Below are 25,618 nucleotides of genomic sequence, written 5' to 3' on the forward strand. Positions count from 1 at the left end.
GCGCGCGGCCTGCGCGGACCACGTCACCGAATCGTCAGAAATCACCGGGCCCGCGGCGGCGAAGGGGGCCCGGAACCGGATACGGTGTCGGCATGGAACGGAGCGCACAGCGGCTGGGCCGGGCACTCGTGGTGATTGTGGACGACCGGGTCGCGCACGGGGAGCACGAGGACACCTCCGGGCCGCTCGTCACCGAGCTGCTCGAGGAGGCCGGGTTCATCGTCGACGGCGTCGTCGTGGTCGAGGCCGAGACCGCGGGCATCCGCAACGCGCTCAACACGGCGGTGATCGGCGGTGCGGACCTGGTGATCACGGTCGGCGGCACCGGAGTGTCGCCGCGCGACCGCACGCCGGACGCCACCGCCGGCGTTCTCGACCGCCCGATCCCGGGCATCGGCGAAGCCCTGCGCGCCTCGGGGCTGGCCGCGGGCGCGGTCGACGCCGGGATCTCCCGCGGCCTGGCCGGCGTCTCAGGCAGCACGCTGGTGGTCAACCTGGCCGGTTCGCGCGCGGCTGTGCGCGACGGCATGGCGACCCTCTCCTCGCTGGTCCCGCACGTGATCGACGAGCTCTCCGGCCTCGAAGAGGTCTGAGCCCGGCCGGCCGTCCCTCTGTCTCTCTGCACTTGTCAAACAACAGGTGGGACGATGGACCCATGCCGCACGAAGAACGACGTCCCCGCGTGACCGAGGCCCAGCGCCGCCGCCGGGTCGACGAGATCTTCGGCGACGTGCTGCCGGAGACCACGTCCGATGAGCGGGGCCGGGGCCCGGAGACCACTCCGGATTCGTGGTACCTCGAGAACCGGCCCCCGCATCACGATCGCTGACTCCCTCAGTTGCTGCTGGAGGAGGAGCCGTTGCCCTGCTGCGCGCGCAGCAGGTCGCGGATTTCGGTGAGCAGCTCGACGTCCGTCGGCTCGGCCGGGCCCTTCTCCTCGCCGCGCTTGCGCCGCTCCTGGACGTGCTTCATCGGCAGCACGATCAGGAAGTAGACGATCGCGGCGACGATCACGAAGTTGATCGCCGCGTTGATCACGCCGCCGAAGTCCATGAACGTCGAGTCGTTGCCGTGCAGGACGTTGAAGCCGAGGCCTTTCGCCGCGTCCGAGCCGCCGAGCGCGTTGATCAACGGCTTGATCAGGCCGTTGGTGAACGCCGTGACGATCGCGGTGAAGGCGGCGCCGATTACGACGGCGACCGCGAGGTCGACGACGTTGCCGCGCATCAGAAAGTCCTTGAAACCTTTCAGCACTGCTGCTCCCAGGGGATTCGGGACAGGCGTCTGGCCGTCGCAAGACAGCCGTCGCCCGTCGGAACAGGGTCGGGTTAGCGGAGAGTAACCGTTACCGGTCGTTCGAGCGAGGAAGCAGCGACCTGCGTGGCAACCTGCGCCGACAGCGCGAGCAGTACCAGCGGACCCTTCTGCGGCGGGCCCAGCGTGCGGTTCCCGGCGTCGTCGGAACGCCGGACGGTGACCACCGTGGCCCCTCTGGCCAGCACAGACGCGGAATTTGTGGTATCCGCGCCCGCGACGACGTCGACGCGCTGACCCGGCTGAAGCAGCTCGGCGACGGCCGCGTCCGCGAGCCGGACGGCGACCGTGACCGCACCGGGTTCACCCGTTACGGGGAGGTTGTTGCCGAGGAGCCGGACGTCGGTGATGGGCTCTCCGGCCCGGGCCGCGCCGGACAGAAGCCGCCCCACCGCGGCGTCGGACGCCGACAGTGCACCGGACGGGCGGAGGTCGTCGGGCAGCGCGACGGTCCGCACGTCGGCAGCGCGCAGGACCGAGCCCGCGGGCAGGTCGCGGGCGGAGACCACCGTCGAGGTGGCGGGTGCGCCCCGCGCGGAAGGCGGAAGAAGCAGGACGAGCAGGCCGGCCAAGAGCAAGGCCGCCGCGAGACACCGGCGGAGCATCCGGGCTCGCCGACCGCGCGGCAGACGCACGTCAGGCAGCGCGGGAAGGCGGCTGAGCAAGGTGTTCACGGTTGTCCCCTCGTCGGTTCCGATGCGACGGGATGCCGCACGAATCCGACGTTAAGGACGTCGCGAACCGGCCGAAAGGGCCGATTCGCGAACCTGTGGACAACTGGCCCCTTGTGGATAACTCGGGGGTCAGGAGGGCGTGGAAGCCGTTTTCGTCGTACCCGAGGCGGAGGATGTGTTCGAGGACGAAGAAGACGTCGACGAAGAGGAGGTGGTGGACGACGAGTCGGACTTGGCGCTCTCGGTCTTGGCCGGAGTCGCGGAAGTGCTCGACTTGCTCGAATCACGCGAATCCGTGCGGTAGAACCCGCTGCCCTTGAAGACCACACCGACCGAGCTGAAGACCTTGCGCAGTGGACCGGAGCACTGCGGGCAGACGGTCAGGCTGGGGTCGGAGAAGGACTGCACCGCCTCGAAGCGGTGGTCGCATTCCTTGCAGGCGTACTGGTACGTGGGCACTGAAGCTCCTTCATGCACTGGCACTCGACCTACAAGAGTGCTAACCCAATTGTGCTGGACGGCATTCCCTCAGCGCAATTACCCCTTGCTCACAGTGCTGCGGCGGAAGGGGCGGCGGAGGGTTAGCGCTGGTCAGGGCGTTTTGGGCGGGTGCGGCTCGGTGGCTGGACTGCGGCTGGTCCGGTCGGACGGGCCGTTGCCGGGCCGGTCGGCGGGGCCTGGCGGTGCCTGTGGGCGGCTCGGGTGAGCCGGTTTCGGGCGGCTGCGGGCGTGGTTGCTGGTGCGGATTGTGAGCGATTGCGTGGTTTGGGTGGTTCGTGTGGTTCGCGGCTGAATGCTGGGGCGGGTGAGCTGGGCGGAGTTGGCGACGTGTCCGGCTGACCGTGCGCGCGGGCGCGCGACCGGCTGAACCCTCCGTTCGGATGGCCCTCGGTTCGGATGGCCCTCGGTTCGGAAGGCGGTCATCGGCTGTGGCCCCGAACTAGGCGGCGGGCAAGGGCGGCAGTCATTCAGCCTGAGCGGCGGCACCGACGCCTCGCGGGCCGATCGAGTGGTCTTGACCACTTCGTCGCGAGGCGTCCCGCAGAGGCCGTTCGTCACCAGGCCGCGGCGGCGGTCGGCAGCTGGATGAGGCCGGAGGGCGTCAGGACGGCGGTCATGGGCACGTCGTGGGGTTCGGCCGGGAGACGGTCGATGACCTCCTCTGCGCGCACCACAGCCACGCGGGCGGTGTCAGCCGAGGCGGTCAGGGTGCGGTCGTAGTAGCCGGCTCCGCGGCCGAGGCGGGCGCCGCGGCGGTCGACGGCCAGGGCTGGGATCAGCAGCACCTGCGCCGAGGCTGCCGCGCTGATGCCCAGACGTGGGCCGGACGGCTCCAGGACGCCGCGGAGGCGTCCGGGGATGAGGGCATCCGGGCCGGTGTACTCGGCCCAGTCGAGCGGGCCGGGAGTGTCCGGGATGACGGGCAGCAGGACGCGCGCGCCGGTCGCGGCCAGTGCGTTCACCAGGGAGATTTGGCCGGGCTCGGTGCCGAAAGGGAGGTACGCGCACACCGTTTCCGCGTGGATTGACGATGCGGCGGTCGCCAGGGCGGCTGCCTCGCGAGCGTGGGCTTCGGGGGGCAGTTCGGCGCGGGCTCGAAGGATTCGTGTCCGCCACTCCGCCTTGCTCGGGGTCTCATTGCCCGGCTCGTGCATGAGACCAGGTTAGGCTTTGCGCCCATGACGGGCGCCTCAACCACCCAGACCTTCAGAACCGCCATCGTGCCTGCCGCAGGCCTCGGCACGCGATTCCTGCCGACCACGAAAGCGGTGCCCAAAGAGCTGCTGCCGGTGGTCGACACGCCGGGGATCGAGATCGTCGCGGCCGAGGCGGCGAGTGCGGGCGCGAAGCGGCTGGTGATCGTCACCTCGCCGGGCAAGGAAGCCGTCGTCCGGTATTTCGAGGCGAAGCCGGACCTGGAGAAGACGCTCGAGGACAAGGGCAAGACCGAGCTGCTGGCGAAGGTCCGCCGCGGGCCGGAGCTGCTGGACGTCGAGGTCGCGATCCAGGAACAGGCGCTCGGTCTCGGGCACGCGGTCGCGCAGGCCGAGCCGAACCTGACCGACGAGGACACCGCCGTCGCCGTGCTCCTGCCCGACGACCTCGTGTTGCCCGCCGGGGTCCTCGACCGGATGTCGGCCGTCCGCGCCCAGCACGGCGGGAGCGTGCTTTGCGCCTTCGACATCCCGAAGGAGCAGATCTCCCCGTACGGCGTCTTCGACGTCACCGACACCGACGACCCGGACGTCAAGCAGGTCCACGGCATGGTCGAGAAGCCCAAGCCGGAGGACGCGCCGTCGACCTATGCCGCGGCCGGGCGGTACCTGCTCGACCGGGCGATTTTCGACGCGCTGCGCCGGATCGAGCCCGGCGCGGGCGGCGAGCTGCAGCTCACCGACGCCGTCGCGCTCCTGATCCAGGAGGGGCATCCGGTGCACATCGTCGTCCACCGCGGCGGGCGGCACGACCTGGGCAACCCGGGCGGATTCCTGCGCGCCGCTGTCGATTTCGCGCTCGAGGACCCGGATTACGGGCCGTCGCTGCGCACCTGGCTGACCGAACGGATCGGAAACGATCGCCCATGACGGACTCTCTCGATTCCACCCCCGCCACCCCGGCCGAAGAAGTCGCGGCGACCGAACCGGCGGTTCAGGCCGTCGCCGCAGCGGAAACGGCGGAAATGATTGTCCCGACGGAAGAATCCGCTGAATCCGGAGATTTCCGCTCGGTCGACGAGCAGATCGCGCTGACCCTCGACGCCGCCGTGCGCCCGCGGCCGGTTCGTGTCGCGATCTCCGAGGCGCAGGGCCTGCTCTGCGCGGAGGAAGTGGTCGCCGAGCACGCGCTGCCCGGGTTCGATCAGGCCGCGGTGGATGGCTACGCGGTCCGGAGCGTCGACGTGCGCGCCGCCGGGCAGGAGCCCGTCCAGCTGCCGGTCGTCGGCGAAATCCCGGCTGGCTCGCGTCAGCCGCGACGGTTGCAGCCGGGGCAGGCGGTGCGGGTCGACACTGGCGCGCCGCTGCCCACGCTCGCGGACGCCGTGGTCCCGACCGCTTACACCGACGGCCACCAGGCCAAGGTCACCGTGAACCGGTCCGTGCCGTCGGCAGGCTACGTGCGCCGGGCCGGCGAGGACGTGCAGATCGGCGACGTCGCGGTGCGCAAGGGCGACACCATCGGCTCCGCGCAGGTCGGGCTACTGGCCGCGGTCGGCCGCGCGAAGGTGCTGGTCTATCCGCGTCCTCGGGTGTCGATCGTGTCGGTCGGCGACGAGTTGGTGGACATCGACCGCACGCCGTCGGTCGGCCAGGTCTACGACGTCAACTCGTACGCGCTGGCCGCGGCCGCGCGCGACGCCGGTGCCGAGGTGAGCCGGGTCGGCATCGTGCCGGGCGACCCGAAGCGGCTGCGCGAGGTCGTCGAAGGACGGCTGCTGATGTCCGAGATCGTGGTCGTCGCGGGCGGAGCCGGCGGCGCTTCCGGCGACGAGGTGCATGCCGCGCTGTCCGACCTCGGGCACATCGACCTGACCAGGGTCGCGATGCACCCAGGTTCGGTGCAGGGCTTCGGCAGGCTCGGCCCGGACTCGGTGCCGACGTTCCTCATCCCGGGCAACCCGATGAGCGCGCTCGTGGTGTTCGAGGTGCTGGTGCGGCCGCTGATCCGCACCGCGCGCGGCACTCGCAACCCGCACCGCCGGGTGGTCGGGGCGCGGCTGTTGTCGTCGATCACCTCGACGAAGGGCCGTCGCGGTTACCTGCGCGGCCAGCTGCTGCGCGACGAAGCGAACGGCGAGTACCTGGTGCAGCCGCTCGGCACCTCGGGCGCGCATCTGCTCGCGTCGCTGGCCGAGGCCAACTGCCTCATCACCGTCGAAGAGGATCTCACCGAGGTGGCCGCGGGCGACCAGGTCAAGGTCACCTTCCTCGCCCAGCGCGCCTGATCCGTGGCCGCACTCGCCGATTCGGTCGAAAACCGGCACCCGGGCTGGCCCGCCACACTCGGCCCGCTGCGGATTCCGGCAGGCGTGATCGCCGTGCGCCCGGTGCGGCTGCGCGACGCCGGCGAGTGGAGCCGCGTCCGGCTGCGCGACCGCGAGCACCTCGAGGAGTGGGAGCCGACCGGGATCGGGCCGTGGGCCGACCGCAACGCGTTCTGGTCGTGGCCGTCGCAGTGGGCGGCGCTGCGCGGGCTGGCGCGCCGGGGCCAGTGCCTGCCCTTCACGATCACGGTGGACGGAAAGTTCGCCGGGCAGATCACTGTCGGTAATGTGATCCGCGCCGCACTCCGGTCGGCCTGGATCGGGTACTGGGTGTCGTCCGAGATCGTCCGGGGAGGCGTCGCCACCGCGGCCGTCGCGCTCGTGACAGATCACGCTTTCGATGTCGCCGGCCTGCACCGGCTGGAAGCGACCGTGCGGCCGGAGAACAACGCCAGCATCCGCGTGCTGACGAAGGCCGGATATCGGCAGGAAGGGCTGTTCGAACGGTACCTCGATGTGGCCGGCGCATGGCGTGACCACCTGTGTTTCGCCGTGACGAAAGAAGAGACCGGCGATGGCCTGGTATCCCGCCTGGTGGCCTCAGGACGCGCCGACCTGGCCTGATGGTGACTACGCGTTCTAAACCGATCACGCGTTACCACATCCTGTGAGATTCACCTAATGCGGTGATGCATTTTCGTGATCGAACCCGGCGAGTCTGCGCCTCCTGTGTGACTGTTGTGGCTAGCGTGACTACAGCAGAGGATCGGGGGAGGTGACGGGAGATGCCCAGTTCGGTGATCATCGTCGCGCTCGCCGCGGCATGGCTCGTCGTTCTCGTGCCCATGGTGGCTCGCAAACGCCAGCAAGTCGCGCGGACGCCAACCTCCGCGCTGGCCGCCCGGGTAGTGCGAAGGGGCAGTGCTCGCAACGAGGGACAGGAGGACGACGCCGTGTCCGACAATGCGAATCCTTCGGTGGAGGATGATCTCGCCGAACTCGAGGCGGAACTCGACGCCGACCTGGACGAGGAGCCCGAACCCGAGCCGGAGCCGCTCCCGCAGCCCGCGCGCGCGGAACGTGCCGCCGCGCCGCGCCGCGAACGCCGCAGCTACCGGCCCGGCCGAGGCGGCTTCGACCCGGAAGCGGCGGAGATCGCGGCCAAGGCCAAGTACGCATTCCGTCAGCGAGTGGTCGTCATCCTGCTGATCGCCGCCGTCGTCACGGCCGCGATCGCCGGATTCGCGCTCTCGCTCGCCTGGTGGGCGCACGCCGCGGTGGACATCGCCCTCGTCGGCTACCTCGTGTACCTCCGCCGTCAGGTCCGCATCGAGAACGAGATCCGCCAGCGCCGGATGGCCCGCTACTCGACGACGGCTCCTGCCCCTTCTCCTGAGGCGTACGACTCTTTCGAGGAGGAAGAGGAAGACGTCGAGGTCGTCGCCCCCGAGGTGCCGCGCGACATCGTGGAGCGCAAGCCGTCCCCGATGTCCCGCATCCGCCGCCAGGCAGTCGTGGTCGACCTGGACGACGAGGACCCCGCGTTCGAGGAACTCGCCGAGCCGACCGCGGGCCCGTACCGCCGGGCAGTCGGAGAGTGACCCCCGCTGTTCGGTGCCTGGAGGGCGCTGCTAAGCTTTCCAAGCACTGAACGACAGGGGCTCACGCTCCTAGGGGCTGTAGCGCAGTTGGTAGCGCGTCTCGTTCGCATCGAGAAGGTCAGGGGTTCGATTCCCCTCAGCTCCACAGTTGATTAAAGGCCCTTCCCGGGATTCGGGAAGGGCCTTTTTCGTGTCGTACAGCAGCAAAGTACAGCAGTAGTCTCGCTGAAGGCTGTCCTGAGCTTCTTGAGCGCGGCCCGGGTCTGCTCGACGAGACCTTGTAGTTCGGCGGCGACCCCCGTCCCGATTCGGGCGAGTAGTTCCTGAGTGCGCTTCGTCTGCTCTCCGGTGCCCTCATCGGACAGGTGCAGCGGGGTCTGGTCGACCACCACCGGTACCGGACCCAGGTTCTCGGCGCGCCACAGCGCGAAGAATTAACGGCCGCGGCTTCCGCAGCGGCCGGCCGATGACCGTCATCGCGCCGTAGCCGCCGACGGTCGGCGGGCTCTCGCGGCCGTCGGCGAACGTGCTCCCGACAGTCGTGTGGATAGCGTGTGAAGCTATCGGGCGCGACCACGTGGCGCGCGATCTGATGTGGCCCTCTCGCTGCTTGCCGAGATGATTTTTACGGCTTCGACCGGCGGTAAACCCGCCTCGCGCCCGAATGCTCGTGGGTGGTGTTGGTGGCATGCCCGGTCTGGCGTAGCAGGGGACCGGGGTTCCTGGTTGGCACCGTCCGAACTTGTCAAGGCGCGGCAAAGATCGCGGGGACTGCGCGCGCAATCGGCGATCAGCAGAAATCGGCTCCGGGTGTGTTGTGAGTCACGTAGGATCGTCCGCATGGACGCTGATCGGTTCCCTTCGCCGCCGTTTCCCGCGAGCGACTCCCCGGTGCTGGCGATGATCATCGAGAACAGCATGGCCGCCTATGATGCGGGTGAGGTTGACGCTCGTGGCGCGGTTGTTCACGCAGCCGTGCACGCCTGGTACGAGGGGCACATCCAGGGGGAAGACGTATGTACAGGATGCGACTTCAGGGGAAATCTGCCCAAGCAGCAGTGGAACGGTTCCGACAACCGGGATGACTTCATTGGCGGCAACTGGGACGGCAGGCCGCCAAACTAACCCAAACAAGCTGTCCAACACCGAGGTGCAGCAACGGGAGTGACTGGGGACAGCTGCCATGATCCACAACGGCCCCTCTGACCGCGCACAACATCGATACTGAGCTTGCTCCGCCAGTTCGCATCGAAAAGGTCAGGGGGTTCCATCCCCCTCAGTTCCACAGATGGCAAGCTGGTGCTCGCCGAGAGCGCGGAGGTTTGGTTCGTGACGCGGTCGGCTTTAACCGAGTCCGTCAAGGAATGGCCGGTGTGCGTTCTGGAACGCCCATCCGTAATACCGATCCCAGTTCACCGACCAAGTCATCAACCCTCGCAACGCAGGCGATGGGCCACCGCGCAGGGTGTATGAGCCGCAGCTGGTTCCGTGGGCCAGGCAGGTTACGGCGGTTTGGACTTCGGGCGGCGAGACGTAGCCGTTTCCTGCGCTGACGGCCGCGGGTAGGCCGACTGCGATTTGGTCTTCGCGGAGGCCGGGGAAGGTCTGGCCGGTGTTCGCGACCTTGAACCCGGACTTCAGCATGTCAGTCATCGCGATCAGGAAGTCCGCGCCGCCCATGGTGTGGTACTGGTTGTCCAATCCCATGACCGGGCCGGAGTTGTAGTCCTGGACGTGCAGCACAGTCAGGTCGTCGCGCATCGCGTAGATGACGGGGAGGTAGGCACCGGTACGGCTGTCGCCCCCGCCAGCACCGCCGTAGAACTGGTAGCCCACCTGGACGAAGAAGGTTTCGGGGGCCATTGTCAGGACAAACTTGGCTCCATAGCGGGCTTTCAGGGTCTTCAGAGCCGAGATCAGGTTGACGATCACCGGCGTGGTCGGGTTGTGGAAGTCGGTGTCGCCCGAGTTCAGGGACAGCGACTGGCTTTCGAAGTCGACGTCCAGCCCGTCCAAGCCGTATTTGTCGATGATCGCCGCGACGGAGTTGACGAAGTTGTCGCGGGCGGCGGTGCTCGTCAGCTGGACTTCGCCGTTTTGGCCGCCGATCGAGATCAGGACCTTCTTGCCTTGCGCCTGCTTCGCGCGGATCGCCGCGATGAAGTCCGCGTCGCTTTCTACGCCGGGGCATTCGGTGGTCGAGCAGCGGTTGAAGCGGACGTCGCCTGAGGTCACTGACGTTGGCTCGGCGAAGGCTAGGTCGATGATGTCCCAGGCGTTCGGGACGTCGGCGAGCTTCATGTATCCCGAGCCGTTCGCGAAGCTTGCGTGGACGTAGCCGATCAGTGCGTGTTTGGGCAGGCCAGTGCTGGTGCAGCCGCTGGTGGTCGCGGAAACGGCTGCGGTGTGGGCGGATTCGGCCTTGTCGTTGTAGGCGGTCACCGAGTAACTGTGCGAGGTGCAGGCGGTGAGGCCGGAAAGCGTCGTGGACGTTCCGGGCACGGTGGCGCGCAGGGTGTTGTCTTCGTAGACGCGGTAGCCGGTGACGGTGCCTGTGGCTGCGCCCCAGGTTAGGGCGATCGACGTGTCGGTGACGGTGCCGACGGTGGGGGTTCCCGGGACGCCTGGTGCACCAGGGGTGTCGCCGCCGGGGCCGTCTAGGGCTACGTCGTCCGCGTAGTAGGTGCCGGCGCCGTACCAGCCGTGCAGGTACAGCTCGGCGGACGTCTGGGTCGCGGTGGTGGTGAAGGACAGCGAGAGCTGGCTGTACGTCGAAGCGTTCGTCCAAGTGGAGGAGCCGCCGGTGACGCCCAGGTACACCGGTGCGCCTTGGACCCAGGCGGAAACCGAGTAGGTCGTGCTCGGGCGCACGGACACGGTTTGGGCGCATTGTCCCTGGTCAGACGCGCCGGGGGTGACGGCTAGGGCGTAGCTTCCCGAGTGCACCGGCGTCTTCACGGCCGCGCCTGCCGGGCAGGTCCAGCCGGACGTCGAACCGGCTTCGAAACCGGGGTTGGCGAGCAGGTTCGCCGCCTGTGCCGGCGCGCCGACGACAAGTCCGGCGGCGGCTAGCAGGAGCACGACGAGGAAACGAGCACGCTTCATTGCGGTTCCTCCGGTCCGATGCGACCCCTGGCTAGCTATTGTCTAGACCACTCATCAAGTTGTCCAGACCTATTTGACCGACGAAAGTCGGCTTTCCGTCCGGGATCAGGCGTTGAGGTCGAAGCCTTGGACGTACCAGGCCGCCTCGTGCTTCTGGACCTTGAAGGTGAGGCTGAACGAACCCGTGTTTCCGGTGGAGCCGATGAGTTCGAGGCTGTGGAGGGTGCGGCCGTCGAGTTTGACGGCGGTGTCGGGCACCGTGACCTGGTCTCCTGTCGCGCTGACCTCGTCGACGGTGACTTTTCCTTGCGGAGGCAGGGGGATGCCCGGTTTGGCCCAGGCGTCGTGCAATGACTCCGCGGCCTTGAGCGCCTCGGGCAGACCGGACGGCTTGGGGGCGGTGCTGGTGGGCGGGACGGCTGAGCCGGTCACGTCGGTCGAACCGCACGCGGCCACGCTCAGCAGGATCGCTGGTGCTGCGAGCCACGTTTTCGCCGTCACGAAATCCCCTAGGTTATGCGGATATGGGCCTCGAGCGTCCGGGCTCGGCCGCGGGGAGGTCAATCAAGTCCGGCCAGGGGTGCCTGATCGGGCACGGGTACTGACCTGCGTGTCCGGCGGTGGTAGTGCCACGTCACGGCGGCCAGCAGCGGTCCCCAGGCCAGCAACGGCAGGTAGACGGCGTTGATCAGCGGGTTCGCCCAGGCGGTGCCGGCCATCTCGGCGTTGAAGGTCGTATACACGTAGAGCCCGCCGTAGATCGTGGTGCCGACGGCTCCGATCGACGAGACGATGACGACCTTGGCGGAGTCGACCGGTTTGCCGCCCGCGAACGGGATCCAGCGTGGCCAGGTTTCGCCCCACTGCTGGATCAGGCCGAGGGCCAGCAAGCCGAGCCCTTCGGACAGCACGGTGAGAAAGACCAGGTAGAGCGATCCCCAGCCGGGGGTTTTCATGGCGGTCAGCTCTGATTCGGCCAGTCCGAACGGGATTCCCGCGGCCAGGCCGAGCCGCCAGAGCCCGGACGGGACGTTCAGCAGGGCGACGGCGTGTGCCGACCACCTCGCCCATCGCGGGACTCCGGGGAGGCTGCGGAACGCGGTGTTGTCCATGGCGTTCAGCCTCGCCGCCGGTGCTGAGCGGCGGTTCCCCCTGGAGTTTCGGGTTTCTCCTTCTCTCGGGGGACAGCCGTGGGAGTGATTCGGCGGCGGAGTACCGACTCGCGTCGGTAATTCCTCACGATCTTCGGCGTTACAGTGACCAGGCGAGGGGTTGCGGCCGGAGGAGTCATGGAGCTGGAACTGCGCCATCTGCGCGCGCTCGTGGCCATCGCCGACGCGCACAGTCTCGTTCGCGCGGCCAAGGCGTTGCACGTTTCGCAGCCGGCGTTGTCCGGGTTGCTGCGGCGGGTCGAAAGGTCGGTCGGCGGGAGTTTGTTCGCGCGATCGCCGACGGGTTGTGTGCCGACGGCGCTCGGGGAGGACGTCGTCGCGGACGCACGCGCGGTGCTGGCTGGGATGTCCGCGTTGACCGAGCGGGCTGGCGTGCGGCGGGAGTCGGCCGAGGCGGTGCGGATCGGCGGGTACAGCGGGTTTTTGCATCTTTCGCTGGCGAGGTGGTTGCGGGATCAACCGTGGTGTCCCGCGGTGCGGGTGCACGAGGAGCAGGACGAGGCTCGTACGTTGGCGGCGCTCGCGGACGGCGAACTTGATCTCGCGCTCGTTTATCTTGCGCCGCTTCCGGATCGGATCTTTCCGGACGGCGTCGAGAGTGTAGTGATGCAGGCGCGGGAGCCGGTTTTCGTGATTCTCGCTGAAGATCATCCGCTGGCCTCTCGCGGGGAGATACCGCTGGAGGAGCTTGCCGCGTATCCGTGGGCGGACGATCCGCCGTGGACGACTCGGTGGTCGGTGTACTTGCAGGAGGTCTGCCGGCAGCGCGGGGTTGTGCTCGATCAGCCGCATCGGCCGCAGTGCTTGGCTACTTTGCTGGACCTGGTGCGCGAGGGGATGGCGGTCGCGCCGGCGTTGGCGACTCGGGAGGATCGGCAGGGCGGGATCGTGGTGCGGGCGATCGAGGACGCGCCGCTGTGGCAGGAGCTGCGGTTGTGTTACCGGCCGGGCACGGCGGTCACCGAGAGGGTCGGTGCGATATCCCGGAAGGTGGCCGGTGACTACGCCAACCGGCAGGGGTGCAGTGCCGCGTTCGACCGCTGGTGGCACGCACTCCTGCCGGCCGGGGCCTAGACGGTGACGCGCCAGTTGCTGTTCGGCGACGGCACCTCGAACTGCAGCGACGAGCAGCTGTAATCGCTGGGGTTCGGGTTGGCGGTCGGCTGCAACGGCGAGTTCGACTCCGTCGCGGGCGTCCACTGGCCGCCGATGCGCAACTGCAGCTGGCTGGACTCGAAGACCTTGCCCTTCGCGTCCGAGCAGTAGTACGCCTGGCCGGTCGACGGGTCGACGGTCGAGTACAGCTCGAAGATGTCCCAGCCCTCGTTGAGGGTGCTCTGGTCACTGCCGCTTTGCGTGAACAGGTCGTCCCACTTGCCGGTCTTCACGTTGTAGAGCGACGCCGTCCAGCTGTTGGCGCCCGCGTCGGTCTGGACTTCCTGGACGGTGAACGCCGGGTGTCCGTCCACTGTGGACGTGTAGTTAGACAGGAACGAGCTGTCCAGCGGGACCACCTTCGCCGGTCCGATCGTCCCGCACCAGTCCCAAGCCCAGACCTGACCGCCCTGGTCGAGTCCGTACGCGGTGACGACTTCGATGCAGGAATGGCCGGTGGGCTTGACGGTCGGGGCGTAGACGACGTCCGCGCTGTTCGAGAGGCGGAGGTCGGGGACGACACTGTGCGTCACGAGAATTCCGTCCGCGCCGCTGGACAGCTGTGGTTCGGGGCCCCAGAAGGTGTGCGCTTGCGCGTCGAGCCGCGGTTTGACGCTGCGGCCGGCTTTTTCGCGGCGCAGCTGGAGGAACTTGTCCGCCGCGGTTCCGGCGGCGGACTTCGCGGCGGCACCGGTCAGCCCGGGCACCACGCCGCTGTCCGGAGCCGCGGAGGCCGGCGGGCTGCCGGCGACGACAGCCGCGGCCGTCAGGGCGGAAGTGAGCAGGGCAAAGAGTTTCCGCATCGATGCATCTCCTCGTCGTAGGCGAAGGAAACGCGCGGAGGGAAAAGGGTGTCCGTCCGCGGGACACGGATGTTAAGTCGGGATTTTTGTTGTCAGGCACCGACTTTCGACGGTGTGTTCCGATCAGTGCAGCTCAGCGGGGGCATAGGTTTTCCCGCGCGCCCGGGGTTATGCTGCCAAGCGGAGCAGTCAGCGCGGCTTGGCCCGGACGCGGATGCGCTCGCCCTGCTTGCCGAACAGGCTGAGGATTTCGACCGGTCCGTCGCCGGTGCTGCCGAACCAATGCGGGATCCGGGTGTCGAATTCGGCGACCTCGCCTGCCTTGAGGACGACGTCGTGCTCGCCGAGCACGAGCCTGCCCTTGCCGCTGAGCACATAGAACCACTCGTGGCCGGGGTGCGTGCGCGGAGCGGGCTCGCATTGAGTGGCGTCGAAGATCATCTTGAGCGATTGCAGCCGGCCGGGTTGCCGGGTGAGCGGCACGACGGTCCGGTCGCTGCGGGTGACCGGTTGCAGCGGGGAGGTGCCGACGAGTTCGTCGAGCGGGATCCGGTGGGCGCGCGAGATGGGGAGCAGGAGTTCGAGGGTGGCCTTGCGCCGGCCGGATTCGAGGCGGGAGAGGGTGCTGATGGAGATGCCGGTGGCGGTCGACAGTTCTTCCAGCGTGCGGTTCCGCTGCCGCCGGAAGAGCCGGAGCCGGGGGCCGATCTCGGCGATGATGTCGTCCACGCGAACCAGCATGACAGCACTAGCCGCAGGACTGAACGCAATTAGCCCGACGGCTATCCGCGATCGACCTCGGACCGATGTTTCGCCCGCTCCGCCGCCCTAACCTGGTTCGCGTGATCAGGCCGGCAGTCGCTCTCTTCCTCCTCGCTCCGCTGGTCGGCGAGTACCTGCTGGGCAACACCCCGGTGACCGACGTCGGGTCGCTCTTCCTGTTCGCGCCCATGTACGGCGGCGGCGCGCTGCTGATCCGCGAGGTCGCGCGGCGCACCGGGCGCGGCTGGGCGGCGATCGTCCCGTTCGCGGCGGCATACGCGCTGCTGGAGGAGGGGCCGATCGACATGATGCTGTGGAATCCGGCTTACGGCGGATTCGACATCGCGGCTGCGTACGCCGAAACGTACGTCCCGCCGCTGGGGACGAGCGTTCAGATGCTGCAGGACGTGCTGACCATGCACACGGTCTGGAGCATCTGCGTGCCGATCGCCATCGTGGAAGCCTTCTGCCGGGACCGCACTCAGCCTTGGCTGGGCAAGGTCGGGCTGCCGGTGGTCGCGGTGGTGTTCGTGGTCGGGTCGGCGGCGTTGTGCGCGATGCAGATCGCATCGACGGGGTTTGTCGCTTCGGCCGGTCAGCTGGGGTGGTCGTTCGCGGCCGTCGCCGGGTTGGTCGTGCTGGGATTTTGGCTGGGCAGAAGATCGGTGCCGCCTCGGGACGGCGTCGCTCCCGCACCCGCGGTCGTGGGGGTCGCGGCGTTCGGGGTGACGAGTCTGGTGTGGTGCCGGGAATTCCTGCCGGACGGGGTCTCGCAACGGGTAGTCGCGGCCGGGTGGTGTTTGCTGGTCGCGGCGGCGGTCGCGCTGGTGTTCCGGTGGTGCCGGTCTGCCGGATGGGGCGCGCGGCATCGGCTCGCGCTCGCCGCGGGTGCCCTGGTCACCTACGTCTGGGTCGGCTGGCAGCATGCGCGCGACATGGACATTCCGCGAACGACCGCGCTGCTCGGCAACATCGGGTTCGCGATCGCGGTGGCGGTGTTGCTGCTAGCGGCTTTCAAACGAGCTTCATCGAACCGAATCTAGCGCCGCGTTCACGAACGAAGCCACCTGCGGCCGCCGGTCCTGCTCGTTCCAGGCGAGCACCAGCTGGCTGGGCGGAGCGTCCGCGATCGGCACGCAGACGACCCCCGGCGGGACCTGGTCGACCAGCGATCGCGGCAGCACGCCGACCATCCGCTCCAGTGAGATGAGGTGCAGCAGCTGGACCACGTCCGCCACCTCGGGTCCGGTTCCCTCGACCCCGGGCACCCCTTTCCACGACGGCATCGTTTCTCCGTCCAAATCGGACAGTCGAACGGATTCGCGTTCGGCCAGCCGATGCGCGGCGGGGACGATGGCGACGCGGTCCTCGAAGTGCAGGGTTTCGTAGGCGAGCCCGGTCAGGTCGTCGAACGGGATGAACAGGAGGCCGACGTCCGCGCGTCCGCTGAGGAGGAAATCGGTGCGGTCGGCGGGGCCGCTGAACAGGATGTCGACCTGGTGGGCGTCGGGATGGCGGGAGTATTCGGCGAGGATTCCGGATAGCAGTCCGGCGTCGCCGCCCGGTTTGAGCACCAGGCGCAGGTGGCTCTCCCCGGCGCGGCGGGCGTTGCGGGCGGCGGCGCTGACCGCGTTGAGCGCGTGCCGTCCGTGTTCCTGCAGCGCCTCGCCGGCCGCAGTCAGTTCGACGTGGCGGCTGGAGCGGGCGAACAGTTGCACGCCGAGCCGGGTTTCGATGCGCTGGATCGCCTTCGACAACGCCGGCTGCGCGATCGACAGCCGCACGGCCGCCCGGCCGAAGTGCAGCTCGCTGGCGACCGCCAGGAAGTACTCGAGTTCGCGCGTCTCTAGCTCAGCCATGCCTCCAGGTTATCGTCAAATAGCGAATCGGTCTTGGACGTCCAGCCGGGATGCGGGCAAAACTTGAGGCATGATCACGCACACGATGATTGTTTCGTTCGACCGGCCGATTCCGGACCCCGAGCTGGATCAGTACCTCAGCGATATCAAACAGGCCATGCTGGCGACGGGCTTCGCCGAGACGGTCGAGACCCGGCGGCACCTGCCGATCCCCGGCGAGGACGCCATCCCGGCGCTCATCGCGACGGCGATCGTCCAGGTCACCGTCGCCGACCTCGACACGCTGGCGAAGAGCTTCACCGCGCCCGAACTGCACGAGGTGATCGACCGGTGGCAGGCGCGGCATTCGTACCGCGTGGCCTGGGCGAACCACGAGTCGCTCTCGTGAGCGGGCGGCGTGGGCTCGTCACCGGGGCGGGCAGCGGGATCGGCCGGGCGGCGGCGATCGAGTTCGCCCGAGGCGGGGCGTCGGTGGCCGTGCTGGACATCGACGAAGCCGCAGCGGCGGAGACCGTCGAGCTGATCGAGAAGGACGGTGGCGAGGCATTGGCCGTCCGGGTCGACATCGGTGACGAGCCCTCGGTGCAGGCCGCGGTCAAGCAGACGGTCGAGGCGTACGGCGGGCTCGACTTCGCGGTGAACAACGCCGGTTTGTCGTCCCATAAACGCGTCGACCAGCTGACACTCGCCGAGTTCGAGCGCGTGGTGCAGGTGAATCTGTCCGGGACCTTCCTCTGCATGAAGTACGAACTGCCGCATCTGAAGGGCGGCGCGATCGTGAACGTCGCGTCCAACGGCGGCTTGTACGCGATCCCGAACGCTCCGGCTTATGTCGCGGCGAAGCACGGGATCGTCGGCCTGACCAAGGTCGCGGCGGTGGACTACGCGGCGGAAGGCATCCGCGTCAACGCGGTGTGCCCGGGGCCGACGCGGACGCCGGGGTTCGACAACTGGGCCGGCGACCCCGACATGATCGCCCGGCAGGAGGCGATCACTCCGCTCGGCAGGCTGGCCACGCCGGAGGAAGCCGCCGCGGCCGTGGTCTGGCTGTGCTCGGACGCCGCGTCGTACGTCACCGGGACCACGCTGTCGGTCGATGGCGGACGACGGGCGTAATTCCTAAAGCTCGCCCGCCAGGAGCTGGGCGGTCTCCACCGGGGATTCGACGGGGAAGTGGTGGCTGCCGAGGTCGACCAGCTCGATCCGGACCCGGTCGCCGTAGCGGTCGATCGCCTCCTTGGCGATGATCGAGCGCACGGCGAACAGCGCGACCGGCTGGGTGGCTTCGCGCAGCGCCGCGTCCATGTCCCAGCGCGCCAAGCCTTCGAGCGAGTGCAGGCCGGCGGGTTGGCGTACGGAGCCCATCTTCTTGGTGTACAAGTCCACTAAGGACGGATCGGTCCCTTCGGGAGAGCCAGCTTCGACCATGCCGCGCATCGCACCGGCGAAGTCCTCCCTGAACGGCCGCAGCAACGCCTGGACGTCCTTCTCGCTCTGCGCGGGGAACAAGTTCAAGTAGTGCAACGCTTCGAGCGCGATGACCTGGGTGACGATGTCCGGAAGCAGCCGGGCGGTCTCGACCGCGACCGCTCCGCCGAGCGAATGCCCGGCTACGACGGCGGAATCGACCGACTCGGCGGCCAGCACGGCGGCGACGTCGCGAGAGAATTCCTCGATGGTCCAGGTGTCGCGATCCGACCGCGAGTCGCCGTGCTCGGCGAGGTCGACGGCCAGCACGCGGGCATCGGGCGGGAGGTGCTCGATGATCGTGTCGAAATCCCGGCGGTCGCAGCCCCAGCCGTGGATGAGCGTCAGTGCGGGCCCGTTGGCGGGACCGGTTGCGGTGTAACGGATTTTCGTGCCGTCCGGCCGGATGGTTTCGCGATTCATGGTGATCTTCCTTGTCCGACGGTCTCAGAAAGCGCGGTGGTAGCGGACGGGCCAGGCGTCTTTGGGCTGGTTTCGCAAGGCGAGATACGGATCGCGCAGCAGCGGGCGCCCCATCAGGACCGCGTCGGCCTTGCCCTCGCGGATGATCCGGCCCGCGGCGCTCAGGTCGGTGATCTGGCCGACCGGCGCGACCGCCAGCCCGGACGATTCCTTGAGCGCGGCGGCGAAATCGACGTTCACGCCCTCGCGGTCCGGCGGCCGGGCGCCCCGATCGCGCACGAGCACGCCGGAGGTGACGTCGAGCAGGTCGATCCCGATGGCCGCCAGTTCCTTGCCGAACTCGGCGGCGTCGTCGGGCGTGACGCTTTCCTCGACCCAGTCGGTGGCGGTGATGCGGACGAAAACCGGCTTGTCTTCGGGGAACGCCTCCCGCACGGCGCGGGCCACGCGCAGCGGGAAGCGCATCCGGTTCCGCGAACTCCCGCCGTAGTCGTCGGTGCGCTGGTTAGAAAGCGGGGACAGGAACTGGTGCAGCAGATAGCCGTGCCCGGCATGGATTTCGACGGCCTGGTAACCGGCCAGCCCGGCCATCCGGGTCGCGTGCGCGAAGTCCTCGACGACCTGGTCAAGGTCGGCCTCGGTGGCCGCGCGGGGCATCGCGAGATTGCCGAACGGGATCGCCGACGGCGCGATCAGCTCCCAGCCGCCGTCCGCGACCGGCACCGGTCCGTTCTGTCCGTCGCCGACCCACGGGACCTGGTGAGATCCCTTGCGGCCGACGGCGTTCAGCTGCACCGCGGGAACCGCGCCGTGACCGGAGACGAACGACGTCAGCTTCCGGTGCGCGAGTGCCTGTTCCTCGTTCCAGAGCCCGAGGTCGGCCAGCGTGCACCGGTTGTCCGGGCTGATCGCGGTGGCCTCGACCATGACCAGCCCGACGCCGCCGATCGCGCGGGAGCCGTAATGCGCCAGATGCCATTCGGCCGGCAGACCGTCCGGGCCGGCCGCGTACTGCGCCATCGGGGACATCCAGACGCGGTTGCGGAAGGTGACGTCGCGCAAGCGCAACGGGGTGGTTTCCGGGAACTCCGCGCTGGACGCGCTGAACTCGCTCATGCCACTACACGGTACGCCTCATTCCGCATCGCGGCACACCTGCTGGTCAGCCAGCGGCGAGCAGGCGGCTGATCTCGGCCGCCGCGGCCACGACCAGCGGCGCGAAGGTCTTTTCCTGCGCGCGGGTGTACCGCATGTCGGGAACGGCGAGCGTGATCGCCGCGATGGGCTGTCCGGCCGCGTCCGTGATGGCCGCGCCGATCGACGACACCTGCGGGCGGAACCACGACGAGGACCCGTTGAGCGCGTACCCGCGTTTCGCGGCCTGAGCGATGTCCCGACGGAGCGCGGCGAAATCCAGTGCCGGAGTCTGGGCGAACTCGGGAAGTTCGTGGGTAAAAAGCTCCTCGACCTCGGATTCGTCGAGCAGCGCCATGATCGCCGTGCCGCCGGAGGTGGCGAGCATCGGCACCCGCGTGCCGACATCCAGCACGACCCGCACGATCTGGTCGGTGTCCTGACTGGCGACGACGACGAGACTGTCGCCGTCGCGCTCGGCCAGCATGACGGTCTCGTTCGTCCCGGCCGCGAGGCGCTTGACGGTCGGGCCGGCGACTTCTTTGAGGTCCGGCTTCCCGCAGTCGCGCAACCCGAGCGCGAGCACCCTCGGCGCGACACCCCAGCGCGCGCGTTCCTCGTCCACGACTTTCAGCCATCCCGCCTGCTGAAGCGTGATCAGGCCGCGCTGGACGGTGCTCTTCGGGATCTCCGTGCAGCGCGCCAGTTCGGAGACGCCGACCGGCTGCCGCTGGGCGACTTCCTCGAAGACGCGCAGCGTGCTGAGGACACTGTTCATCGACCGGACGCCCGGCTTGTCGGCTTCTTCTTCGCGCATGTGCCTCATCGTGGCACAGCGATACGATGGGGACGCGCGTCGTCTTGGGGAGGAAGCATGACCGAACCGTGGCAGTGGAGCGAGCAAACCTGGCGGGACCACGTCAACCGCGTGCGAGCCGGGCGGCCGTTGCGGCCGGAATCTTGGCCGGGCGGTGCGAAAGTGGCCGTGGCGTTGTCGTTCGATTCGGACCACGAGACGCTCGCGCTGCGCGAAGGTCACGTGCTGCCGGGCAAGCTGTCGCAGGGGGAGTACGGCTCGCGGGTCGGCGTGCCGCGGGTGTTGAAGCTGCTTGAGCGGTTCGGGGCGCCTTCGACGTTCTTCGTGCCCGCGGTGTCGGCGTTGCTGCACGACGGCGAGGCGCAGTCCTATGTGGACGCCGGACACGAGGTCGCGCTGCACGGCTGGATCCACGAAAGCAATGCTCAACTGCCGCCTTCAGCCGAGCGTGAGCTCACCTTCCGGGCCGCGGACACCCTGGAGCGGCTCACCGGCACGCGTCCAGTCGGCATCCGCACCCCGTCCTGGGACTTTTCCGAAACCACTCTCCCGATCATCCGCGAACTGGGCTTGGCCTACGACTCGTCACTGATGGCGGACGACGACTGCTACGAGATCCTCGCCGATGGCGAACCGACCGGCATCGTGGAGCTTCCGGTGGAATGGATCCGCGACGATGCGCCGTACTTCGTGATGGATCGCTTCGGTTCGCAGCGCCCGTACACCCCGCCGCGGGGAGTGTTGTCGATCTGGCGCGACGAGTTCGATCTGGCTTTGGCCGAGGGCGGCCTCTTCCAGCTCACGATGCATCCGCACGTCATCGGACATCGTTCCCGCATCGCGATTCTCACCGAACTGCTGGAGCACATCGCTTCGCACGACGGGGTCTGGTTCGCTACGCACGCTCAAGTCGCGGCTTACGTTTCGGAACCCGTCGCCAGTGAATAGCCGCCACGACAACGCCGACGACCGCGGCTAACGCTCCGGAAAGGACGAACGTCGTCCCCATCCCGACGGCGTCGATCACCGGCTGCGCGATCAGCGGCGACGAGAACTGCCCGAGGAACAACGCGGACGTCAGCAATCCCAACGACCTCGTCCGCACGCCGGGGGCGGCCGTCGAGACCAGCCAGCCGTTGACGGTCGGGTTCTGCAGCCCGATCCCCAGCCCGACCACGACCATGCCCAGCGCGGCGGTCCACAACGCGCCCGCGGTGCCGAGCACGACCAGCCCGACGGCGAACGCGGCGAACATCGTGATCGCCAGCATCGGGAAGGACCACCGAGCGCGCAGCCGGCGGAAGTTCAGGCCCACCAAGGTCATCACCAGATTGACCGCGGCGATCAACGCTCCCGCGGCGGCCGGTCCCGCGCCGCCGACTTCGGCCAGCCAGAACGGGGCCTGCGTCGGAACGGTGTAGAAGACCACGACGCCGATGAAGATCAGCGCGTACAACCCGAGCAGCCGTGGCTGCCACGGCGACGCGGCCGTGGTGGTGTCCGTCGGATCGGCTGGCTGGACGGGTGCGTCCGGCACGAATCGCAGCACGAGGGCCAGCATCGGAATCGCCAGCAGGTAAATAGCGAACGGCCCTCGCCAGTCCACCGCGGCCAGCAAACCGCCGAGCAGCAGGGCGACGACACCGCCGAAACCCATTGCCGCGCCTTGCAATCCGAGCACCCGGCCGTGCTCGTCGGCGTGGTGATGGTCGGCGATCAACGCGGTCGAGGTCGTCATGATCCCGGCGATGCCGATCCCGAGCACGGCCCGTCCGACGAGCAACGCGGGGAGCGAATCCAGCAGCAGACCGGACCCGCCGCCGACGGTGTAGAGGGCCAGACAGGCGAGCAGCACCGGCACGCGTCCGGTCCGGCCGCTCAGTTTGGCCAGCAGCGGCGCGGACACCATGATCGCCAGCCCGGGCAGCGTGAGAACCAGCCGAACGAGAAGTTCCGCGTGCGGTTCGGCGGCGAAGTGCTGCTGCATGCCGGGCAGCGCGGGCGTGATCGTGGCGCTGGCCATGATGGTCATGGTGCTGACGCCGAGCAGCGTCGCCAGCAAGGACTTTGGTGGGCGCCGCACTTCGGCGTCAGTCGTTTCGGTCACGACGCCGAAGGTAGAACTTCAACCTAACTCGAAGTCAACGCCGCGAGCATCGAACGCCGCGGCACAGGGTCGTGACGACACCGGCGGCGACCATGCCCAGGCTAGGCTGAACCGCGAAATCGATGCAGCATCGTGTTGAATCTCCGCAACTTATCGACGGTATCCTCGGGCACCGGATCGGAATGGAAGTGCATTACCTTATTGCGGAGGTGCCGAATCTCCTCCAGTCTTGTGATGAAAGCAGACCGATCGAGCCGCCATCCCAACTGCTCCCAGGCGTTCCTGTTCTCAAGGACCCGCTGATAGTCGCCGATGGTCAGCTTGTCGAAGCTGGTGATCACGCGATTGCACAGTGTTTGAACAGTCTCGACGTCGAACGTCCGGCGCAGCACCCAGCGGAGGGTCTGGTCCAGCTCGCCCAGCTGAAGGAACGGCGTAGCCATTTCGCCAAACCTGTGCACTACGTCCGCGGTCGTGACGATGCCCTTGACTGCTCTGCTTTCGTCTCTGACGAAGACAAATTCTTTCTGTTGCAGCATCGGAAGAACATCGAGCAGATCGCGGTCGTACGCGACAACTTCCACGTGCGGGTCGATCGCGTCAGTGAAACGCCTGTCCGGCCCCTCGTGCATAACCTGCGCGATCGATCTCCAGGTTACGGCACCGCGCAGGTTGTGCGGTCCGTTGAGGACCGCGAGCTGGGAGAAGTCGTTGAGAATCATCTTGGTGACAGCTTCCTCGAAGGTGCTGTCGGGCCGGACGGACGCCACCCCGTCCAACGGTGACAGGTTCCCCACCGTCAACCGGACGTTCAGGTCGCCGCCGGCCTCGTCGTCTTCTGTGATGGGCAAGGGGTCGACCTCGTGCGGTGTCTCCGGGTCGGACGGTTCGGCGTCATCCCGCGGGATGGTCAGCAAAACCATGGTGTCGAGGGTCACCGCGCGGAAATTGGGTGACGTCACCAGACCGTGGTTGGCCAGATCGGCTTCGATCTGGCTCACCTGGTCGCCTCGTCCTGTCGCGCGCCAGAACGACAGCAGTTCCCGTACCGAGATGCGTTCCGGATCTTGCCGATCGGCTCGACCTCGCGCTTGTCTCAATCGCTCGTGGATGTGCTGGCGGTCCTCGTCTTCAGCTTGCCGCTGAGTCGTGCTGGCCGTGTCACGGAGTGCGCGGTCGAGAAACTCTTGCCGAAGGCTGTCCAGCAATCGGTCCTGTTCGACTACTTGCCATGCGCGCCAGCCGTCAACCGCGCGCATACCGGCCGCGACCATCGCGGCCCGGGAGGGAGAGCGGAACTCTTCCCCGTCTGACCTAAGCCGGATTCGGCCTTCGTCAGTCACTGTCGCGTCGTAAGCGACGCCGATTCGAGTGCGTGCGAACCGGAGAGTGTCGCCTGCCTGGAGGAGGCCCGCGTCGAGCAGATCTGAAACCGTGACCCGGCGGCCTTCGATCAGGTACATCGAGCGGCTACTGGGATTTTCGTCGTCAGTCTCACTGGACATGAGAAGTCACCATTTTCGTAGCCCGGCGAATTTGCGGCGTGCGCCGATCGCTTGTTTGAGCACTCTTCTGACGAGTTCCGTCTGGCTCAGCCTGCTTACCCTCGTGAGCTGCAGATCGGCGGCGACGGCAAGAAGGTCTTCCCTGCTCAGACCTTGCTCACGGAGATAGTCCGCGCCCTCTTCCTCGGTCTCGGTGTGCCGGAGATGGTTGGCGATGGCTGCGGCCTTGGCGTTCGAGGGTGCGGGTTCAGCCTCTGCTGCCGGGCCTGGGGCGCGTGCCGGCGGCGGGTGCGGGCTGTCTCCTGCGAGCAAAGTTACGAGATCAGCATGGTTGAGCTTGCTGTATCTCTTTCGCCCCGCGATTTTCGCGACCTGTCGCAGATCGGTTACGGGCAGTCTGGTCGAGTTCAGGAACGTCCGGCGTTCCTCTTCGGTAGCCAGCATCGCGAGTTCTCTCGCGATGTTCAGCGGATCCGTGGAGATGGCCGGCGAGCGACTGACCGTCGTATGCGGCTGTGGCTCCGGGGACTCGCCGTCGCGGTGGAGGACGGCCAAGCGTGCTTGCCCCTCTGTGATCGCGAGAAGAGTCTGTTCGTCCTGCTGTTCGAGAAATTCCCACACGCGCGCCTGCAGTGCGGCGACCGTGTGCAAAGTGTTCACCGGTGACTGTCCGAGAACAGTCCGAGCGAGTCGAGGACTTCGTCGGCCAGTTGATCGAACTCCCTGGTCACCTCGTCGGATCCGCTTCCCCTCACCATCGCCGGTATGCCGCCTTCTCCCGAATCGCTGAAATGGCGCGGGCTGTTGCGTATCTTGTTCTCGAGGACGGGCACCTCGGAGTTTTCCAGCACCTCTTGGATGTACATTTGCTGTGCCGCCGTGACTTGCTGCGAATAGATCTGGACCATCGTGAACACGACGCCCAGAAACTGCGGTCGGATCGGGCGGTAGTCAGCGTTGCCGCCCTTGTGGTTTACGTAGTCATTGAATTGCTCTACCAGGTTGGCGCAGTTGCCGACGAGATAGTCCAGTCCCAGGGTGGAAAGGTAGTCCGCTTTGGCGGGGACGAGGATCCGGTCGCTGGCGACTATCGCGGTCTTGGTGACGAGCCCGAAGTTCGGCGCACAGTCGATGAGGACGAGGTCGTAGCCGGGGAAGTCGGCTTTCTTCAGCGCGTCGCGGAGGCAGCTGTGCAGGTCAAGGAACTTGCGCTTGGATCCGTCGATGGTGGTGGTTCCGCCCAGGCGTGCGGCGAGTTCGAGATCGATGTCGATGAGGCCCAGGTGGGAAGAGATCAGATCGAGCCGGCCTTCGGAGTCCCGGAAGGTCTTGTTGACCCGTTCTGGCGTGACGATGAGGTCGGCGAGGGAGATGTCCTTCCCCGGCACCTCGGTGTCGTACCATTTCCTGATCGTGCGGCCGTCTTTGAGCCGGTTGTGCCACTCGTCGATGGAGAAGAAAGAAAAAGTCAGATTGGTCTGCGGGTCGAGGTCGAGCAGCAGGACGCGGAATCCGCGCCTGGCCGCCACGGCGCCGAGGTTGGCGGTCAGTGTCGTTTTCCCCACGCCGCCTTTGTAGTTCATGACCGCCATGACCCGCATGATCTTCTCCCCGTTTGTCTCGTGTCCGACGGTGGTGGAGTGCAAGGGTTCAACGAGGTTCGCCAAGCTGTCCCGACCCTTGCAGAAGCCAAGCGACGATGACAACCGACAAGGCGGTACATCGACACTAACGGGCG

At 67.7% G+C, this 25,618-nt stretch carries 29 protein-coding genes and 1 tRNA gene; 13 read left to right on the plus strand and 17 right to left on the minus strand.

Translation table 11 applies throughout. From position 1 onward, the window contains the following. Positions 1 to 92: 92 nt before the first annotated feature. Both ACFXI3_RS18590 and ACFXI3_RS18595 read left to right on the plus strand, forming a co-directional pair. Positions 93 to 593 carry a molybdenum cofactor biosynthesis protein B gene (locus tag ACFXI3_RS18590; RefSeq protein WP_009083558.1) on the plus strand — a complete coding sequence of 167 codons (501 nt, stop codon included), beginning with the start codon at positions 93 to 95 and terminating at the stop codon, positions 591 to 593. 62 nt (positions 594 to 655) lie between these two features. Next, positions 656 to 829 carry a hypothetical protein gene (locus ACFXI3_RS18595; protein WP_167493483.1) on the plus strand — a complete coding sequence of 58 codons (174 nt, stop codon included), beginning with the start codon at positions 656 to 658 and terminating at the stop codon, positions 827 to 829. 5 nt (positions 830 to 834) lie between these two features. Here ACFXI3_RS18595 and mscL read toward each other — a convergent pair whose 3' ends face one another. The 4 genes from mscL to ACFXI3_RS18615 all read right to left on the minus strand — a co-directional run bounded on the left by mscL (position 835) and on the right by ACFXI3_RS18615 (position 3,643). Further along, positions 835 to 1,254: a large-conductance mechanosensitive channel protein MscL gene (gene mscL / locus ACFXI3_RS18600; protein WP_344280802.1), complete on the minus strand. Its 420-nt coding sequence runs from the start codon at positions 1,252 to 1,254 to the stop codon at positions 835 to 837. A 74-nt stretch (positions 1,255 to 1,328) separates the two neighbouring features. Beyond that, positions 1,329 to 1,988 carry an SAF domain-containing protein gene (locus ACFXI3_RS18605; RefSeq protein WP_378400712.1) on the minus strand — a complete coding sequence of 220 codons (660 nt, stop codon included), beginning with the start codon at positions 1,986 to 1,988 and terminating at the stop codon, positions 1,329 to 1,331. Positions 1,989 to 2,117: 129 nt separating this feature from the next. Continuing rightward, positions 2,118 to 2,447: an FmdB family zinc ribbon protein gene (locus ACFXI3_RS18610; protein ID WP_344280796.1), complete on the minus strand. Its 330-nt coding sequence runs from the start codon at positions 2,445 to 2,447 to the stop codon at positions 2,118 to 2,120. A gap of 596 nt (positions 2,448 to 3,043) precedes the next feature. After that, positions 3,044 to 3,643, minus strand: a complete 600-nt coding sequence (locus ACFXI3_RS18615; protein WP_378400714.1) for a 5-formyltetrahydrofolate cyclo-ligase — start codon at positions 3,641 to 3,643, stop codon at positions 3,044 to 3,046. A gap of 24 nt (positions 3,644 to 3,667) precedes the next feature. Here ACFXI3_RS18615 and ACFXI3_RS18620 point away from each other — a divergent pair, with 24 nt between their 5' ends. The 6 genes from ACFXI3_RS18620 to ACFXI3_RS18645 all read left to right on the plus strand — a co-directional run bounded on the left by ACFXI3_RS18620 (position 3,668) and on the right by ACFXI3_RS18645 (position 8,696). Then, on the plus strand, positions 3,668 to 4,573 hold the full coding sequence (locus ACFXI3_RS18620) for a UTP--glucose-1-phosphate uridylyltransferase (protein WP_378400716.1): 906 nt from the start codon (positions 3,668 to 3,670) through the stop codon (positions 4,571 to 4,573). A gap of 95 nt (positions 4,574 to 4,668) precedes the next feature. After that, positions 4,669 to 5,931 carry a gephyrin-like molybdotransferase Glp gene (glp, locus tag ACFXI3_RS18625; RefSeq protein WP_378400808.1) on the plus strand — a complete coding sequence of 421 codons (1,263 nt, stop codon included), beginning with the start codon at positions 4,669 to 4,671 and terminating at the stop codon, positions 5,929 to 5,931. Positions 5,932 to 5,934: 3 nt separating this feature from the next. Then, entirely contained in the window at positions 5,935 to 6,594 is a 660-nt protein-coding gene (locus tag ACFXI3_RS18630; protein WP_344280785.1) for a GNAT family protein, read from the plus strand. A 161-nt stretch (positions 6,595 to 6,755) separates the two neighbouring features. After that, positions 6,756 to 7,571 carry a gephyrin-like molybdotransferase receptor GlpR gene (gene glpR / locus ACFXI3_RS18635; protein ID WP_344280782.1) on the plus strand — a complete coding sequence of 272 codons (816 nt, stop codon included), beginning with the start codon at positions 6,756 to 6,758 and terminating at the stop codon, positions 7,569 to 7,571. Between the two features lie 72 nt (positions 7,572 to 7,643). Continuing rightward, positions 7,644 to 7,716, plus strand: a tRNA-Ala gene (locus ACFXI3_RS18640). 695 nt (positions 7,717 to 8,411) lie between these two features. Beyond that, positions 8,412 to 8,696 carry a hypothetical protein gene (locus ACFXI3_RS18645; protein WP_378400719.1) on the plus strand — a complete coding sequence of 95 codons (285 nt, stop codon included), beginning with the start codon at positions 8,412 to 8,414 and terminating at the stop codon, positions 8,694 to 8,696. 219 nt (positions 8,697 to 8,915) lie between these two features. Here the strand turns inward: ACFXI3_RS18645 and ACFXI3_RS18650 are convergent, their stop codons facing one another. From ACFXI3_RS18650 to ACFXI3_RS18660, 3 genes are all read right to left on the minus strand, one after another. Next, the gene (locus ACFXI3_RS18650) at positions 8,916 to 10,676 is read right to left on the minus strand and encodes a chitinase (protein ID WP_378400720.1); all 1,761 of its coding nucleotides are present in this window, start codon (positions 10,674 to 10,676) and stop codon (positions 8,916 to 8,918) included. A 105-nt stretch (positions 10,677 to 10,781) separates the two neighbouring features. After that, entirely contained in the window at positions 10,782 to 11,177 is a 396-nt protein-coding gene (locus ACFXI3_RS18655) for a hypothetical protein (protein ID WP_378400722.1), read from the minus strand. 59 nt (positions 11,178 to 11,236) lie between these two features. Further along, positions 11,237 to 11,788: a hypothetical protein gene (locus ACFXI3_RS18660; protein WP_378400724.1), complete on the minus strand. Its 552-nt coding sequence runs from the start codon at positions 11,786 to 11,788 to the stop codon at positions 11,237 to 11,239. A 177-nt stretch (positions 11,789 to 11,965) separates the two neighbouring features. On the opposite strand from ACFXI3_RS18660, the gene ACFXI3_RS18665 reads away from it, so the two are divergent. After that, complete coding sequence (locus tag ACFXI3_RS18665; RefSeq protein ID WP_378400726.1) at positions 11,966 to 12,922, plus strand: LysR family transcriptional regulator; 957 nt, start codon at positions 11,966 to 11,968, stop codon at positions 12,920 to 12,922. Here ACFXI3_RS18665 and ACFXI3_RS18670 read toward each other — a convergent pair. Next, positions 12,919 to 13,806: a carbohydrate-binding protein gene (locus tag ACFXI3_RS18670; RefSeq protein ID WP_378400728.1), complete on the minus strand. Its 888-nt coding sequence runs from the start codon at positions 13,804 to 13,806 to the stop codon at positions 12,919 to 12,921. The genes ACFXI3_RS18665 and ACFXI3_RS18670 overlap by 4 nt on opposite strands. A gap of 189 nt (positions 13,807 to 13,995) precedes the next feature. After that, positions 13,996 to 14,535, minus strand: coding sequence for a helix-turn-helix domain-containing protein (locus ACFXI3_RS18675; RefSeq protein WP_378400730.1), 540 nt, complete (start codon positions 14,533 to 14,535; stop codon positions 13,996 to 13,998). Between the two features lie 113 nt (positions 14,536 to 14,648). Between ACFXI3_RS18675 and ACFXI3_RS18680 the strand changes: the two genes are divergently transcribed. Then, positions 14,649 to 15,611 carry a hypothetical protein gene (locus ACFXI3_RS18680; RefSeq protein ID WP_378400732.1) on the plus strand — a complete coding sequence of 321 codons (963 nt, stop codon included), beginning with the start codon at positions 14,649 to 14,651 and terminating at the stop codon, positions 15,609 to 15,611. Here ACFXI3_RS18680 and ACFXI3_RS18685 read toward each other — a convergent pair. Then, positions 15,594 to 16,427: a LysR family transcriptional regulator gene (locus ACFXI3_RS18685; protein ID WP_344280476.1), complete on the minus strand. Its 834-nt coding sequence runs from the start codon at positions 16,425 to 16,427 to the stop codon at positions 15,594 to 15,596. The two genes, ACFXI3_RS18680 and ACFXI3_RS18685, sit on opposite strands and share 18 nt — an antisense overlap. Before the next feature lie 70 nt (positions 16,428 to 16,497). Here ACFXI3_RS18685 and ACFXI3_RS18690 point away from each other — a divergent pair, with 70 nt between their 5' ends. Next, a complete protein-coding gene (locus ACFXI3_RS18690; RefSeq protein WP_344280473.1) occupies positions 16,498 to 16,815 on the plus strand; it encodes a hypothetical protein in 318 nt (105 codons plus the stop codon). Further along, the gene (locus ACFXI3_RS18695) at positions 16,812 to 17,543 is read left to right on the plus strand and encodes an SDR family NAD(P)-dependent oxidoreductase (protein ID WP_378400734.1); all 732 of its coding nucleotides are present in this window, start codon (positions 16,812 to 16,814) and stop codon (positions 17,541 to 17,543) included. Before ACFXI3_RS18690 ends, ACFXI3_RS18695 begins: the two co-directional genes overlap by 4 nt. Positions 17,544 to 17,546: 3 nt before the next feature. Here the strand turns inward: ACFXI3_RS18695 and ACFXI3_RS18700 are convergent, their stop codons facing one another. Genes ACFXI3_RS18700 through ACFXI3_RS18710 form a run of 3 tightly spaced genes read right to left on the minus strand, consistent with a single transcriptional unit; the run spans position 17,547 to position 20,268 of the window. Beyond that, positions 17,547 to 18,317 (minus strand): alpha/beta fold hydrolase, encoded by a 771-nt coding sequence (locus ACFXI3_RS18700; RefSeq protein WP_378400736.1) that lies wholly within the window; start codon positions 18,315 to 18,317, stop codon positions 17,547 to 17,549. Positions 18,318 to 18,341: 24 nt separating this feature from the next. Beyond that, entirely contained in the window at positions 18,342 to 19,433 is a 1,092-nt protein-coding gene (locus ACFXI3_RS18705) for an NADH:flavin oxidoreductase/NADH oxidase (RefSeq protein ID WP_378400738.1), read from the minus strand. Between the two features lie 46 nt (positions 19,434 to 19,479). Further along, positions 19,480 to 20,268, minus strand: coding sequence for an IclR family transcriptional regulator (locus ACFXI3_RS18710; protein ID WP_378400740.1), 789 nt, complete (start codon positions 20,266 to 20,268; stop codon positions 19,480 to 19,482). Between the two features lie 57 nt (positions 20,269 to 20,325). Between ACFXI3_RS18710 and ACFXI3_RS18715 the strand changes: the two genes are divergently transcribed. Further along, positions 20,326 to 21,216: a polysaccharide deacetylase gene (locus ACFXI3_RS18715; protein ID WP_378400742.1), complete on the plus strand. Its 891-nt coding sequence runs from the start codon at positions 20,326 to 20,328 to the stop codon at positions 21,214 to 21,216. Here the strand turns inward: ACFXI3_RS18715 and ACFXI3_RS18720 are convergent. From ACFXI3_RS18720 to ACFXI3_RS18735, 4 genes are all read right to left on the minus strand, one after another. Next, the gene (locus tag ACFXI3_RS18720) at positions 21,164 to 22,375 is read right to left on the minus strand and encodes an MFS transporter (RefSeq protein ID WP_378400744.1); all 1,212 of its coding nucleotides are present in this window, start codon (positions 22,373 to 22,375) and stop codon (positions 21,164 to 21,166) included. The two genes, ACFXI3_RS18715 and ACFXI3_RS18720, sit on opposite strands and share 53 nt — an antisense overlap. A gap of 101 nt (positions 22,376 to 22,476) precedes the next feature. Further along, positions 22,477 to 23,880 (minus strand): CBS domain-containing protein, encoded by a 1,404-nt coding sequence (locus tag ACFXI3_RS18725; protein ID WP_378400746.1) that lies wholly within the window; start codon positions 23,878 to 23,880, stop codon positions 22,477 to 22,479. 6 nt (positions 23,881 to 23,886) lie between these two features. Then, positions 23,887 to 24,540, minus strand: coding sequence for a hypothetical protein (locus ACFXI3_RS18730; protein ID WP_378400748.1), 654 nt, complete (start codon positions 24,538 to 24,540; stop codon positions 23,887 to 23,889). After that, on the minus strand, positions 24,537 to 25,472 hold the full coding sequence (locus tag ACFXI3_RS18735; RefSeq protein ID WP_378400749.1) for a ParA family protein: 936 nt from the start codon (positions 25,470 to 25,472) through the stop codon (positions 24,537 to 24,539). Before ACFXI3_RS18735 ends, ACFXI3_RS18730 begins: the two co-directional genes overlap by 4 nt. Between the last annotated feature and the right edge of the window lie 146 nt (positions 25,473 to 25,618).

This window comes from Amycolatopsis sp. NPDC059235 (assembly GCF_042754125.1).
Lineage (GTDB): Bacteria > Actinomycetota > Actinomycetes > Mycobacteriales > Pseudonocardiaceae > Amycolatopsis > Amycolatopsis albidoflava.